This is a genomic window from Pseudomonas sp. BIGb0164, from assembly GCF_024810135.1.
Lineage (GTDB): Bacteria > Pseudomonadota > Gammaproteobacteria > Pseudomonadales > Pseudomonadaceae > Aquipseudomonas.
Genome location: NZ_JANUEA010000016.1, coordinates 1 through 13,901 on the forward strand (window position 1 = coordinate 1; position 13,901 = coordinate 13,901).

Here is a 13,901-nt window from a genome sequence, read left to right on the forward strand (position 1 = left end):
GCGCTGGGCCAAGGATGGCCCATCGCGGCGGCCCACGCTCCAAAGCCGGAGTGAGGGCACACCGAGCCTAGGCGAGGTGCCGAGTGTTGGGGCAAAGCGTTTTTGGTTACTTTTGGCGCTCTTCCAAAAGTGACCCGCCGTAAGGGCGGAACCCTAAGTAGCCGTTACCGCAGCAACGGATCTACCCCCCCCACCCAACCTCACCGAGCCTTATCCTCCCGCCCCCGCAACACCCGATTAGGCATAGCCAGAGCCGCCATCAACCCAAGCAAAGAAACCCCCGCACTCACCATCAACAAATGCCGAAACGTCACCGCCAACTCCCCACGCAACGCATCCTGCGCCGGCCCTGGCGCCGCGTTCAGCCCATCCAACAAAACATTCCCCGAACCGCCCTCAGCCCCCAACGCCCCACTGGCCAAGTGCGCAAAACTCGAATCCTGCAACAACGCCAGCAACAGCGCCGACATGCACGCCACCCCCACCGCGCCACCCAGCGAACGGAACAGGTTGGTGGTACTGGTGGCCACACCAATATCCCGCTGTTCTACCGAATTCTGCGTCCCCACCAGCGATGTCGGAAACTGCATCCCCGCCGCAATCCCACACAGCAGCATAAACACCGCCGTCATCCCCACCGCCTGGGGCGCGCTGTAGGCCATGCCGAGAATCGCAAACGGGCTCAACAGCGCGCCACTCAAGATCATCGGTTTATAGCGCCCGGTCACCGAGGTCATGCGCCCGGCGAAATAGGCGCCCATGGGCAACCCCATTGCCAACGGCAACAGGTGCAACGCCGCGCTGTCGGCGCCGGAACCGGTCACCGTCTGGTAGCGCAGCGGCATCAACACCGTCAGGGAAATCGCCTGGAAGCTGGTGAAGAAAATCGTGCACCAGCACAACACCGCACTGCGGTTGGCGAACAGGTGCATCGGCAGCAGCGGCTCCCGCGCGCGGCGTTCATGCCAGACAAACACGCTCAGCGCCACCAACGCGCACGCCAGCAGGCCCAGCACTTGGTCGTCGCGCCAGTGATGGCCCTGGCCGATTTCGGTGATGCCCAGCAGCAAGGCGGTCAAGCCGATGATCATCAATATTGTGCCGAGGTAGTCGATGATCGGCTTGCGCTGCGGCACCGGCAAACCCACCAGCGTGCGATGGGCCACGTACCAGGCGCCGGCGCCCAGTGGCAGGTTGATCAGGAACACCCAGCGCCATGACAGGTACTCGGTCATGTAGCCGCCCAATACCGGCCCGGCCACGCTGGCCACGGCGTACATGCTGCTGAAGTAGCCCTGGTAGCGCCCGCGTTCACGGGGCGGGATGATGTCACCGATGATCGCCTGGCTCACCGAGATCATCCCGCCGGCGCCGATGCCCTGAAGGATCCGCGCCAGCACCAGTTGCTCCATGCTTTGCGCCATGCCGCAGAACAGCGACGCCAGCGTGAACAGGCCCATGCCGATCAGCATCATCGGTCGCCGCCCATACAGGTCGCCGAGCTTGCCGTAGATCGGCACTGCCACCGTCATCGCCACCATGTAGCCGGAGATCACCCAGGCCAGCAGGTTGACGTCATGGAATTGCGCCGAGATGGCCGGCATGGACACGGCGACGATGGTCTGGTCCAGGGCACCGAGGAAGATCGCCATCATCAAGGCAGCCAGCACACTGCGTACGGCGGGAACGGGTTGGGCGGGCTGATTCAGGTTAGTCACGGCAGAACCTTTCGAGCAGGGCCCACGGGTAAGGAAGGGCCCGCGGGAATGCTCGACATCTTACTCGATAGCAGGCTATTCGATAGCCTCGTAAGGAAGTCCGACGTAATTTTCTGCAATGGTTTTACGACCGGCCTCCGAGTGGATGAAGTACTCAAGCTCGCTCTCGGCGATGCGCTGGCTGAAGCCGTCCGCTTGTGGGAATTGATGCAGCATCGAGGTCATCCACCAGGAGAACCGCTCGGCCTTCCACACGCGGCGCAGGCAGATGGCGGAGTATTTTTCCAGCAAGTCCACCCGTCCCTCGCGGTACACCTTGAACAGGATCCGATACAGCGTGCTCACATCACTGGCCGCCAGGTTCAGCCCCTTGGCGCCGGTGGGCGGTACGATGTGCGCCGCATCGCCAAGCAGGAACAGGCGCCCGTACTGCATCGGCTCCACCACGAAACTGCGCAGCGGCGCGATACTTTTCTCGATCGATGGTCCTGTGACCAACCGCTGCGCCAGCTCGCCCGGCAGGCGGGTTTTCAGTTCCTCCCAGAAGCGCTCATCCGACCACTCATCCAACGGTTCTTCCACCGGCACTTGCAGGTAATACCGGCTGCGCGTCGGCGAGCGCATGCTGCATAAGGCAAAGCCACGCGAGTGTTTGGCGTATACCAGTTCCGGGTGCACGGGCGGTGTATCGGCCAGGATGCCTAGCCAGCCAAAGGGATAGACCCGCTCGAACACCTCCAGCGACTCGGCAGGAATCGACTGACGCGCCACCCCGTGGAAACCGTCGCAACCGGCGATGTAGTCGCACTCCAGGCGATACGTCTCGCCTTCGTGCTCGAAGGTGAGCCAGGGTCGATCACTGTTGAGGTCGTGGGGCTGCACGTTGTGCGCTTCATACAGGGTGCTGGCGCCAGCGGCTTCACGGGCAGCCATCAGGTCGCGGGTGACTTCGGTCTGGCCGTAGACCATCACCGACTGCCCGCAGGTCAGCGCCTTGAGGTCGATGTGGGTGAGCCTGCCATTGAGCGCCAGTTCAAAACCGTCATGCACCAGGCCCTCGGCATCCATACGCTGGCTCACGCCCGCCTCGCGCAACAGGTCGACCATGCCTTGTTCCAGCACCCCGGCACGGATGCGACCTTTCACATAATCGGCGCGCTGACGCTCAAGAATAAGGGTCTGGATACCGGCGTTGTGCAGCAGTTGGCCGAGCAGCAATCCCGAAGGACCGGCGCCAATAATGGCGACTTGGGTTTTCAGCGTTTTCATTATTTTTATGGCCCACAAGCTTCACCGAACGGATTGGGTGAAAGAGTTGTCATTGATCTGGTTGCTGGCATTTTTCACTTGAGTGGCCGGCATAAGAAGGTGAAAACTGAGACAAAGCCTGCGCTTTTTGCCAATCGGGGCGATTACCGCACCACTATCCTGAGTATCGGATTGAAACCATGACCAAAACTGCCAGTTCCGCGATTCCGGTCTTCAAGCTGTACGGGGAAAGCCAGCAATGGCCAACGCCGGATTTGTTGCACTGTGAAACCATTTCCCGGCGGAGTCGGGAATACCAGTGGGAAATCCAGCCCCACCGGCACGCGGATCTGTGCCAGTTGCTGTATGTCCACAAGGGTCACGCGCAGTTGGAAATCGAAGGCCAGCGCACCACGCTCAACGAAGCCACGCTGCAGGTGCTGCCGCCGTTGTGTGTGCATGGTTTTCGTTTTTCGGAGAATGTCGAAGGCTACGTGGTAACGCTGGCTGCACCGCTGGTGAGCCACTTGCAGGCGCAACTGGGGGCCACCGTCGACGGTTTACAGGCCCTGGGCAGTTACCCTGCCGGCAAGGACAGTGACTACCTCAACGCCCAGTTCGCCCGCCTGCAGGACGAATACGCCGATGAGCAACCGGCGCGGGACATGATGATGCACGCCCTGGTCAACGTGCTGCTGGTGTGGATCAGCCGCCAGGCCATCCAGCGCCGCCATCCCCGCACACCACGCGGCCGTGAATACTTCCGGCGCTTTACCCAGTTGGTCGAACAGCATTATCGCGAACACCCGAAGATCGAAGACCTGGCCCATAAACTGGGCATCTCGGTCTCGCACCTCAACGGTACGTGTCGGGAATTGGGAGGGCAGCCTGCACTGCAGATCATGCATGACCGCCAGTTGCTGGAAGCCAAGCGCCTGCTGACCTACACCAGCATGACCATCAACGAGATGTCGGAAGTGCTGGGGTTTTCCGATCCCACCAACTTCTCACGGCTGTTCCGCCGACGGGTCGGGTTCTCGCCCAAGGCCTTTCGCGAACAGCTCAAGGCCGAAACCAGCCCCGCCCTGTAGGCGCCGGGTCAGCGCAGCGCGCTGAAGCTGCCGGTATGGGGAACGCATTGGTCCTGATGGCAACTGATCGCAAAACTCGGCGGTTGCATGCGCGTTTGCTCTACCCGGTAGGCGGCGGTGCCATACAGCGCAGTCGCCAGGGCGCACAGGATGAAAATCATCAGGTACTTTCTGATTTTTAGCGTCATGGCACAGACCTCAGCACAGGTATGAACAGTGCTGTTTAAAGCATAGGTCAGCCAGGGCGAGTTGCCATTATTGGACGCTATTCAACCGGTTTATGTCGCCTTAGAGGCCAACGTCCCACGCCGGCTCTTCTGGAAACCTCACCACCAGGAAATCCAGCAGGCTGCGCAACGCCTGGGGCATGTGTTTGCGCGAGGCGTACACCGCGTAGATGTTCATCTGCTGCGGCTCGGCGTCGGGCAACAAGCGAACCAATTCGCCGCTGCGGATGTAATCCCCGGCCTGATAGCTCGGCAACCGTGACACCCCCGCCCCCGCCAAGGTCACTCGCAACAACGTCGTGGCCTCGTTGGCGCTGATAGTGCCCTGCACCGCCACGGACACCGGCTCGCCGTTCTCGGTGAAATGCCAGAGGCTTTTGCCGAAGTAGGAGTGGGTCAGGCAATTGTGCTCCGCCAGGTCACGCACCTGCCGGGGTTGCGGGTGCTCCAGCAGGTAAGCGGGCGACGCGCAGATCACCGAACGGCACAGGGTGAGCTTGCGCGCGATCAGGTTGGGGTCCAGTTCGAAACTGGTGCGGATGGCCAGGTCGATGCGTTCGTCCACCAGGTTCACCGTGCGGTCGAGCATCTGCATGTCGATGCTCACCAGCGGGTAGAGCTTGACGTACTCGGCCACCGCATCGGCCAACTGCGCCTGGCCGAACGAGCTGCTGACACTCAAGCGCAACTGACCGCGTGGGGCTTCATCGGGCTCGGTGACGGCAGCCTGCATGTCGTTGCACAACTCCAGCATCTGTCGGCAGCGCGGCAGCATTTCACTGCCGGCCGTCGTCAGGCTCAGCTTGCGCGTGGTGCGGTGCATCAGGCGTGCGCCCACCCAGTCTTCCAGTTCAGCCAGGTAGCGCGACACCACCGGCCGCGACAGGTCCAGATGATCGGCCGCCGCCGACTGGCTGCCCAGGTCGACTACGCTGACAAACACCCGCATTGCTTGAAGACGGTCCATGATTTGCCCGGTTTTAGAAACAAACTATGTTCAAGCATGGCATTTTTTGTGACGTTTAGTGCAACTAAGCTCTGTGCATCACTTATCCCTCGCTGGAGCTGCACATGATCTCGACCTTCAAACGGTTGGCCACCGCGATGGCCGCCCTGGCCTTTGCTGCCCACGCCGCTGCCGCGGACCTGACGCTCGATGCCTACAACCCGGGCACCTCGGCGATGATGCCGGTGAGTTCGGTACTGGTCAGTGGCGAGCATGACGTCATCCTGGTGAATGCGCAGTTCGGCAATGGCCAGGCGCAAGACCTGGTCCAGAAGATCCGCGCCAGCGGCAAGCACCTGACCACCATCTACGTCAGCGACGGTGACCCGGACTACTACTTCGGCCTCGACGTCCTGACCACCGCCTTCCCCGATGCCAAGGTGCTGGCCTCGCAGCCGGTGGTCGACCACATCAAGGCGACCGCCGAGCAAAAACTCGCGTTCTGGGGCCCGAAACTGGGCGCCGACAAACCGGCGAAGCTGGTCATCCCCCAGGTGCTGCAAGGCCACACCCTGACGCTTGAAGGCCAGGCGCTGGAAGTGGTCGGGCTGGACGGCCCGCAACCGGACCGCACCTTTGTGTGGATCCCATCGATCAAGGCCGTGGTCGGTGGCGTGGTGGTGTTTGAAAACACCCACGTGTGGATGGCTGACACCCAGACCGCCCAATCCCATGCCGACTGGTTGACCACCCTCAAGCGCATTGAAGCCTTGAAACCCCGCACGGTGATTCCAGGCCACTACCTGGGCACCCCCACCGTGAAGTCCGTGGCGTTTACCGCCGATTACATCAAGGCGTTCGACATCGAGACCGCCAAGGCAAAGGACTCTGCGGCGCTGATCGCGGCGATGAAAAAGCGTTACCCGAACCTCGCCGACGAAGGCAGCCTGGAACTGGGTGCCAAAGTCGCCAAGGGCGAAATGAAGTGGTGAATGGTTTCAAACCCTAACGAACTGGAGAACGTCATGAGCAAGATTGCAATCATTGGTGCCACCGGCCGTGCCGGTAGCCAACTGCTGGAAGAAGCCCTGCGTCGCGGGCACAGCGTCACCGCCATTGCGCGTAACACCGACAAGATCGCCGTGCGCCCGGGCGTCACTGTGAAGGAAGTCGACGCACTGGACGCGCAGGCCCTGCAACAGGCTGTCAGCGGCAGCGACGTGGTGATCAGCGCCGCGCACTTCGCCACCCTGCCCGCCAGCGCCGTGATCGGCCCGGTGCAAAAGGCCGGCGTGAAGCGCCTGCTGGTGGTGGGCGGTGCCGGTTCGCTGCTGCTGCCAGGCGGTGGCCGCGTGATCGACAGCCCGGGCTTCCCAGCCGAGTACAAAGCCGAAGCCAGCGCGGGCGCCGAGTTTCTTAGCGTACTGCGCCAGGAAAAAGACCTGGACTGGACCTTCCTGTCACCGTCGGCGGAGTTTGTCGAAACCGAGCGCACCGGCACCTTCCGCCTGGGCCAGGATGACCTGCTGGTGAGCAGCGAAGGCCGCAGCTGGATCAGCTTCGCCGACTACGCCATCGCCCTGATCGACGAAGTGGAAACGCCGAAGCATTCGCGCCAACGCTTCACCGTCGGCTACTGATCCAACGCTCTCCTACATGGGGGGATTGGCGTTCATGACCAGCCAATTGACCCAACGCGGTTAAACCTGTGGGAGCGGGCTTGCTCGCGAATGCGGTGTATCAGTGAAAGAAGTTTTAACTGAACCACCGCATTCGCGAGCAAGCCCGCTCCCACATATGGATCTTCAGGGTTACGACTGTTGTGCCTGGCTGACGAGCCAATTCATAAGAGCCTCCAGCCCGGGTGAAGGCTCACTCCCCGAGGGATACACCAGGTAGTACCCCATCCCCGTTGCTACTTGCAGCTCGAACGGCATTGCCAACCGCCCCGCCTTCAAATCCTCACCGATCAGCGCACTGTCGCCGATCGCCACGCCCGAGCCTTGTGACGCCACCGTCATGGCCAAATCCAGTGTTTCGAAATGATGCCCCTGGGCCAGGTTGCTCAAATGGGTATTCGCCGCCTTGAGCCACAACGCCCAGTCCCGCTCATCCCGCGTGGGGTGCAGCAGTACCTGTTGCTGCAGGTCCGCCGGCGTGCGCAACCCGCCGAGCAAGGCCGGTGCACACACGGGTGTGAGTCGTTCGTCAAACAAGTGCCGGGCCTGGGCCGATTGCTCGGCGATGGGCGCATAGATCACCGCCGCATCGAATTGCTCGCGGCGAAAGTCCACGGTGTAGGCCACGGTGGTGGTGAGTTCCACAGGCACGTCCGGGCGCTCGTGCTGCCATTGCATCAAGCGCGGCAGCAGCCAGCGCATTACGCAGGTGGACGCCTTGAGTTGCAGGGTCTCGCGGCGGCCGCCGATCTGCTCCACTGCTTCGCCGATCAAACCGAATACCTGCTGGGCCCGCAGCGACCATTCGCGGCCTTCCTCGGTCAGGCTCAAACCCCGCGCCTGGCGTTGGAACAAGGCGTAGCCCAGGTGGTTTTCCAGCCCGGCAATCTGGCGGCTCACCGCGCCCTGGGTGATGTGCAGTTGCTCGGCCGCGCGGGTGAAATTGCAGCACTGGGCCGTGACCCAGAAGGTGTGCAGCGCGGGCAATGGTGGGAGGCGTTTCATAGGGGCGCAGCCATGACGTGAGGACATGGCTAGTATGACTTTTTATCGATTGTTGCCGCTACGGGCCAGCCGGTCCAATACCGCCTCGAATCCATAACAAGAGCGACATGTATGGCGACCTGCGGCGAAGTATTGGTCCACCTTCTGGAAGGCTACGGCGTGGATCAGGTGTTCGGCATCCCCGGCGTACACACTGTGGAGCTGTATCGCGGCCTGGCCCGCTCGAGCATCCGTCACGTTACCCCGCGCCACGAACAGGGCGCCGGCTTCATGGCTGACGGCTATGCGCGCACCAGCGGCAAGCCGGGTGTGTGTTTCATCATCACCGGCCCCGGCATGACCAACATCACCACGGCCATGGGCCAGGCCTATGCCGACTCGATCCCGATGCTGGTGATCTCCAGCGTGCAGTCACGCAGCCAATTGGGCGGCGGGCGCGGCAAGCTGCATGAACTGCCGAACCAGAGCGCGATGATGGCCGGCGTGGCCGCGTTCTCCCACACCTTGATGTCGGCGGCGGAACTGCCCGGCGTACTGGCCCGTGCATTTGCCCTGTTCCAGGCCGGCCGCCCGCGCCCGGTGCATATCGAGATCCCGCTGGATGTGCTGGTGGAAAACGCCGACGCCTTGCTCGGCAGCGAGCCGGTCAGCGTGGCCCGTGCCGGTGCGGCGCCGTCGGCGGTGAAACAAATGGCTCAACTGCTGGCGGCCGCCAAGCGCCCGTTGATCCTCGCCGGTGGCGGCGCCATCGACGCCGCCCCGGAACTGACCCGTCTGGCCGAAACCCTCGGCGCCCCCGTGGCCCTGACCATCAACGCCAAGGGCATGCTGCCCGCCAGCCACCCCCTGTTGATCGGTTCCACGCAAACACTGGTCGCCACCCGCGCATTGGTGGCCGACGCCGATGTGGTGCTGGCCATCGGCACGGAACTGGCCGAAACCGACTACGACGTGACCTTCGCCGGAGGCTTCGAGATTCCCGGCGCCTTACTGCGCGTCGACATCGATGCCGACCAGACCGTGCGCAATTACCCGCCGCAGGTAGCGCTGGTGGCCGATGCACAGATCGCCGCCGAGGCCTTGCTGGCAGAACTGAACAGCAAGCCGCTGCCTGCGCGCAACCCAGCGTGGGGCGCCGAACGGGTTACACGCCTGTGGGCCGATTTGGCGCCCACCTGGGACGCCGCCACTCGCGCACAAACCCTGTTCCTCACCACCGTCCTGGACGAACTGCCCGACGCCGTGCTGGTGGGCGACTCCACCCAGCCGGTGTACAGCGGCAACCTCACGCTCAACCTCGACCACCCACGCCGCTGGTTCAATTCCTCCACCGGCTACGGCACGTTGGGCTACGCCTTGCCGGCCGCCATCGGCGCCTGGCTGGGGCGTGGCGACGGGCAGCCGGTGGTGTGCCTGATCGGCGACGGCGGCCTGCAATTCAGCCTGCCGGAACTGGCCAGCGCCGTGGAAGCGCGGGTGCCGGTCATCGTGCTGCTGTGGAATAACCAGGGCTACGAAGAGATCAAGAAGTACATGGTCAACCGCGCTATCGAGCCGGTCGGCGTAGACATCTACACCCCGGACTTCATCGGCGTGGCCAAGGCACTGGGCTGCGCCGCCGAGCGTATCCAGGGCAGCGAACACTTGCGCACAGCCTTACGTGCCGCGGCCGATCGCCAGGGGCCGACGCTGATTGAAATCGACCAGGGACTTTGGATGAAGGAGGTAGGGGTATGAGCGCAGTATTGAACGGTGTGTACATCGACGGTGTATGGCGTGCCGGCCATGACGTGCTGGAGGTGATCAACCCGGCCACCGAGGCGACGTTGGCCCAGGTCAGCGTGGGTGATGCCACAGCAGTAAAGCTGGCGGTCGACGCGGCCAGCGCCGCGTTCGGTGACTGGTCCAAGAGTACCGGCCGTGATCGTGGCGCGCTGTTGCGCAAGGTCGCCCAGGGCGTCAGCGAACGCCGCGAGCAGCTGATGCAATTGCAGTCGAGCAACAACGGCAAGCCGCTGTTTGAAGCGGGGATCGATGTGGACGACGTGATCGCCACCTTCGAGTACTACGCCGGTGTGGCTGAAGAAATGGACGCTGGGCAAGACCGCCCGGTGGCGCTGCCCAGCGATGACTTCAGCGCGCGTCTGCGCCGTGAGCCGTGTGGCGTGGTGGGGCTGATCGTACCGTGGAATTTCCCGATGGTGACCACCTCCTGGAAACTCGCCCCGGCCCTGGCGGCCGGCTGCTGCGTGGTGCTCAAACCCTCGGAAGTCACGCCGCTGGCGGAGCTTGAATTGGCGCGGATCATCGCCGAAGCGGGCTTCCCGAGCGGCGTGTTCAACCTGGTCTGCGGCACCGGCCTGGCGGTGGGCGCGCCCCTGGCAGCAGACCGTCGCGTGGCGAAGATCTCCTTCACCGGCAGCAACGCAGTGGGCGTGCAAGTGATGCAGCGTGCTGCTGAAACCATCAAGGGCGTGAGCCTGGAACTGGGCGGCAAATCCTCATTGCTGGTGCTGGCCGACGCCGACCTCGACCTGGCGGTGGAACTGGCGTGCGGCGGTGGTTTTTTCAACGCGGGGCAAATCTGCTCGGCCACCAGCCGCGTATTGGTGGCTGACAGCCTGGCGGATGAATTCCTGCAACGCTTGCAGGCACGGGCTGAAGGTATTCGCGTGGCCGACCCGTTTGCCGACGACGTGGAAATGGGCGCGCTGATCAATCGCGCGCAGTATCAGCGGGTGCTGGGGCATATCAGGCGTGGTGTTGAAGACGGCGCGCGGTTGCTGTGCGGTGGTGAACGGCCGGCGGATCTGGCCAAGGGTTTCTTCATTCGGCCGACGGTGTTTACCGATGTGCCGTTGGACAGTGCGTTGTGGAACGAAGAGATCTTTGGACCGGTGCTGTGTGTACGCCGCTTTACCACTGAAGAAGAAGCCATCGCCCTGGCCAACGACAGCGACTTCGGCCTGGTGGCCAGTGTGGTCAGCCGCAACCCTGAAGCCACCGAGCGTGTCGCCAATGCGTTGCAAGCCGGGCTGGTGTGGATCAACGCGCCGCAGGTGATCTTCCCGCAGACGGCGTGGGGCGGTTACAAGCAGAGCAGCATCGGCCGCGAGCTGGGGCCGTGGGGGTTGGCGGCATTCCAGGAGATCAAGCACGTGATTAAATCCATCTAACGACACACATCCCATGTGAGAGCTGGCTTGCCTGCGATAGCGGTGTGTCAATCAACGCTGTATCAACTGACAGATCGCCATCGCAGGCAAGCCAGCTCCCACAAAAGCCAGTTTCCACAGTGGATCGCCGTTGTGTCAGTCAGCCGCTTCACCCCGCAGCATTACGCTCGGCATATTCGCTGACGTCGTGTTGCAAACATTATTTGTCTCACGCCAAACATAGAAACGCCCTACAGAGCTTTCTATTGGTACGAGCGTTCCGTTAAGCTTTTGCCCTTGTCGCGCGCTGTCACAGTGCCAAGGCTTACCGGATGGAATGGATGCTAAACAGTAATTCGCTCAGAAAGCTCGATATGCAGGACTTGATGGTGTTCATCGCCGTCTACGACCAGAGCAGCGTTACCGAGGTGTCCGAAACGCTGTTCGTCAGCCAGTCCACCGTGAGCTACAGCCTGAAGAAACTGCGCACCAGTTTCGAGGACGAGCTGTTTATCAACACGCGGGCGGGCATGCGGCCGACGTACAAGGCCACCACCATGTATGGCCATGTGCAGAAGATCCTCGAAAGCATCAACCTGTGCCACGCCGGGGGCCAGGCCTTCGACCCGACGCAAAAAGCCGTGACCTTCAACGTGTGTGCCCCGGAATACTTCGAGCAATTGATCCTGCCGCGCCTGCTGAAAAACTTCGACCGCGCCGACCTGCCGGTGATCGTCAACGTGCAAAAGCTGGAAAGTGACATCCCCGCCGATGACCTGCGCGAAGGCCGCCTCGACCTGGTGATCTGCTTCGGCCCGCACTTTCACCGCGCCCACAAAGACTTCAAGACCCAGATGCTGCTCGAAGATGATTTGGTGTGTGTGTTCGACCAACGTTCGGCGCCCCGGGAGCCGGCGTTCAGCCTGCAATCCTTTGTGGAGCGCCGCCACGTGTTCCCGACGCCCTGGACCTCCAGCACCAACATGATTGACGGCTGGCTCGCGCGCCAGGCCCACAAGCGCCAAGTGGTGGCGCGGGCCAACAGCTACGGCGCGGCACTGAAGATGATCACCGGCACCGACTTCGTCGTCACCCTGCCCCGCCGCGTGCAGAAGCTGCTGGCGCCACCGCCGGTATTCGGCCATTGCGAAGCGCCCAACGGCTTACCAGGGTTCACCCTGGACATGCAGTGGAACGAAACCAGTGAACAGGACAGCGCCAATACCTGGTTTCGCGAGCAAGTCGTAAAAGTCTGCGCCGAACAAGGGTTGCTGTAACCCTTAACCGATGGCGACTTTGCTGTAGGAATCGCGATCAATGTCCAGCAGCTCGACACTCAGTTGCAGCTGTACGCCTTCGGGCCAATCGCCCAGGTCTTGCAGCGCCGCCAACAGGCTTTCGGAGAGCTGTTTCTTGACCTGGGGCGAGCGCCCGCTGAGCAACGATAGTTTCACCGCAATAAAGCCACGGGAACTCAGGGAGGTGCCGACCTGGAAGCTCTCGACCTTCACGGCGCGGCTCTTGATGTCGAACTCGGAACCGAACTGCCCGGATGCCATCAGCACGTTGTTGAGCCGCAACAGGGTTTTCTCAACCGCCAGGTCTGGCAAGTTGGCGGTGTATTCCAGGTGCAGGTGCGGCATGAAAAGCTCCGAGTACGTGTAGGAAAAGAGTCATAGGTATAACACGCGGCCGAAATGAACCGGGCCGTTTTGTCGGTGAAACTTCGGTCAGGCGCCTGCGCGAGCAGTCCCGCTTGGACGCGTTGCCTCAGGATTTGGCGGCCAGCACCGGCAGCAGGTCGCGCTCGCTCATGAACGCTTCCAGCCGCGAGCGCATCCAGCGTTCCGCTGGGTCGGTGTCCACGTGGCTGAGCCAGACCATCGACAGGTCCAGGGTCGGGGTTTCAAACGGAAACGGCTCGCAGAACAGGTTGCCGCTGGCGGCCATGGCCTGGGCGGTGTAGTCGGGCAGGCTGGCGATCATGTCGGTGCCAGCGAGCAAGGCCGGCAGCGCGCTGTACTGCGGCACCGACAGCACTACATGGCGCTTGCGGCCGATCTCGGCCAGCCATTCATCGGCGAACCCGGACACGTTGGCGGTGTGGGACACCAGCACATGGGGGCGTGCGCAATATTCGTCGAGGGTCAGCGGAGTGTCTGAAGCGTCAGCGCGCAGCAAGCTGGGGCGGATATGCCGCAGCAACTTGCGCTTGGCATTGGCCGGCAGGCCACGCGTTTGGGTGATGCCGACGGTGATATCGCCCGAGGCCAGCAGGTCCGGGATTCGCCAGTAGTCGACGTGCTGCACCACAAACACCACCAGCGGTGCTTCCTGGCGCAAGGCCCGCAGCAACGGCGGCAGCAGGCCGAACTCGACGTCGTCGGACAGGCCGATGCGGAAGGTCATGGTGCTTTGGGTGGGGTCAAAATCGTGGGTCAGGCTCAAGGCCGACGAGAGGGAGTCCAGGGCCGGCGACAGGTGCTGGATGATCTCCTCGGCGCGCGCGGTGGGTTCCATGCGATGGCCGACGCGAATGAACAGCGGGTCGTTGAACAGCGTACGCAGGCGGTTGAGGGCCGAGCTGATGGTGGGTTGGCCGAGAAACAGCTTCTCGGCCACGCGTGTCACATTGCGCTCCAGCATCAGTGCTTCGAAGACCACCATCAGGTTGATGTCGGCCTTGCGTAGTTCATTGCGATTCATCGGCGCCTGCCCCTTTCCCCAAGACAAGCCGCAGTTTAGAAAGCCCGGGGGCCTGCGTCTATGTGCGCACTGTTCATCCGCAGGCTTTGGGACTATAAATCAGCTTTCCAGGGTCGCAGGAACACC

Annotated in this window: 13 protein-coding genes; 6 read left to right on the forward strand and 7 right to left on the reverse strand. The window is 62.5% G+C overall.

The window, feature by feature from the left end; translation table 11 throughout:
- Positions 1–200: 200 nt before the first annotated feature.
- Both M2394_RS30155 and pobA read right to left on the reverse strand, forming a co-directional pair.
- The gene (locus M2394_RS30155; RefSeq protein ID WP_259175809.1) at positions 201–1,718 is read right to left on the reverse strand and encodes an MDR family MFS transporter; all 1,518 of its coding nucleotides are present in this window, start codon (positions 1,716–1,718) and stop codon (positions 201–203) included.
- A gap of 75 nt (positions 1,719–1,793) precedes the next feature.
- Positions 1,794–2,978: a 4-hydroxybenzoate 3-monooxygenase gene (pobA, locus tag M2394_RS30160; protein WP_178926087.1), complete on the reverse strand. Its 1,185-nt coding sequence runs from the start codon at positions 2,976–2,978 to the stop codon at positions 1,794–1,796.
- 188 nt (positions 2,979–3,166) lie between these two features.
- Here pobA and M2394_RS30165 point away from each other — a divergent pair, with 188 nt between their 5' ends.
- Positions 3,167–4,057 (forward strand): helix-turn-helix domain-containing protein, encoded by an 891-nt coding sequence (locus M2394_RS30165; protein ID WP_259175810.1) that lies wholly within the window; start codon positions 3,167–3,169, stop codon positions 4,055–4,057.
- A gap of 8 nt (positions 4,058–4,065) precedes the next feature.
- Here M2394_RS30165 and M2394_RS30170 read toward each other — a convergent pair whose 3' ends face one another.
- Positions 4,066–4,245: a hypothetical protein gene (locus M2394_RS30170; protein ID WP_176995297.1), complete on the reverse strand. Its 180-nt coding sequence runs from the start codon at positions 4,243–4,245 to the stop codon at positions 4,066–4,068.
- Between the two features lie 100 nt (positions 4,246–4,345).
- Positions 4,346–5,251 (reverse strand): LysR family transcriptional regulator, encoded by a 906-nt coding sequence (locus M2394_RS30175; RefSeq protein WP_259175812.1) that lies wholly within the window; start codon positions 5,249–5,251, stop codon positions 4,346–4,348.
- Between the two features lie 104 nt (positions 5,252–5,355).
- Between M2394_RS30175 and M2394_RS30180 the strand changes: the two genes are divergently transcribed.
- Together M2394_RS30180 and M2394_RS30185 are read left to right on the forward strand one after the other, a co-directional pair.
- Positions 5,356–6,222, forward strand: coding sequence for an MBL fold metallo-hydrolase (locus M2394_RS30180; protein ID WP_176995295.1), 867 nt, complete (start codon positions 5,356–5,358; stop codon positions 6,220–6,222).
- A gap of 33 nt (positions 6,223–6,255) precedes the next feature.
- Positions 6,256–6,870: an NAD(P)-dependent oxidoreductase gene (locus tag M2394_RS30185; RefSeq protein ID WP_259175814.1), complete on the forward strand. Its 615-nt coding sequence runs from the start codon at positions 6,256–6,258 to the stop codon at positions 6,868–6,870.
- A gap of 171 nt (positions 6,871–7,041) precedes the next feature.
- Here M2394_RS30185 and M2394_RS30190 read toward each other — a convergent pair whose 3' ends face one another.
- Entirely contained in the window at positions 7,042–7,914 is an 873-nt protein-coding gene (locus M2394_RS30190; RefSeq protein WP_259175815.1) for a LysR substrate-binding domain-containing protein, read from the reverse strand.
- A gap of 111 nt (positions 7,915–8,025) precedes the next feature.
- Here M2394_RS30190 and M2394_RS30195 point away from each other — a divergent pair, with 111 nt between their 5' ends.
- The 3 genes from M2394_RS30195 to M2394_RS30205 all read left to right on the forward strand — a co-directional run bounded on the left by M2394_RS30195 (position 8,026) and on the right by M2394_RS30205 (position 12,346).
- The gene (locus M2394_RS30195) at positions 8,026–9,651 is read left to right on the forward strand and encodes a 5-guanidino-2-oxopentanoate decarboxylase (RefSeq protein ID WP_259175816.1); all 1,626 of its coding nucleotides are present in this window, start codon (positions 8,026–8,028) and stop codon (positions 9,649–9,651) included.
- Complete coding sequence (locus M2394_RS30200) at positions 9,648–11,090, forward strand: aldehyde dehydrogenase family protein (protein WP_259175817.1); 1,443 nt, start codon at positions 9,648–9,650, stop codon at positions 11,088–11,090. Before M2394_RS30195 ends, M2394_RS30200 begins: the two co-directional genes overlap by 4 nt.
- 320 nt (positions 11,091–11,410) lie before the next feature.
- Positions 11,411–12,346, forward strand: coding sequence for a LysR family transcriptional regulator (locus M2394_RS30205; RefSeq protein ID WP_259175818.1), 936 nt, complete (start codon positions 11,411–11,413; stop codon positions 12,344–12,346).
- A gap of 3 nt (positions 12,347–12,349) precedes the next feature.
- Here the strand turns inward: M2394_RS30205 and M2394_RS30210 are convergent, their stop codons facing one another.
- On the reverse strand, positions 12,350–12,712 hold the full coding sequence (locus M2394_RS30210; protein ID WP_176995288.1) for a 5-carboxymethyl-2-hydroxymuconate Delta-isomerase: 363 nt from the start codon (positions 12,710–12,712) through the stop codon (positions 12,350–12,352).
- A 127-nt stretch (positions 12,713–12,839) separates the two neighbouring features.
- The gene (locus M2394_RS30215) at positions 12,840–13,775 is read right to left on the reverse strand and encodes a LysR substrate-binding domain-containing protein (protein WP_176995287.1); all 936 of its coding nucleotides are present in this window, start codon (positions 13,773–13,775) and stop codon (positions 12,840–12,842) included.
- Positions 13,776–13,901 lie beyond the last annotated feature (126 nt).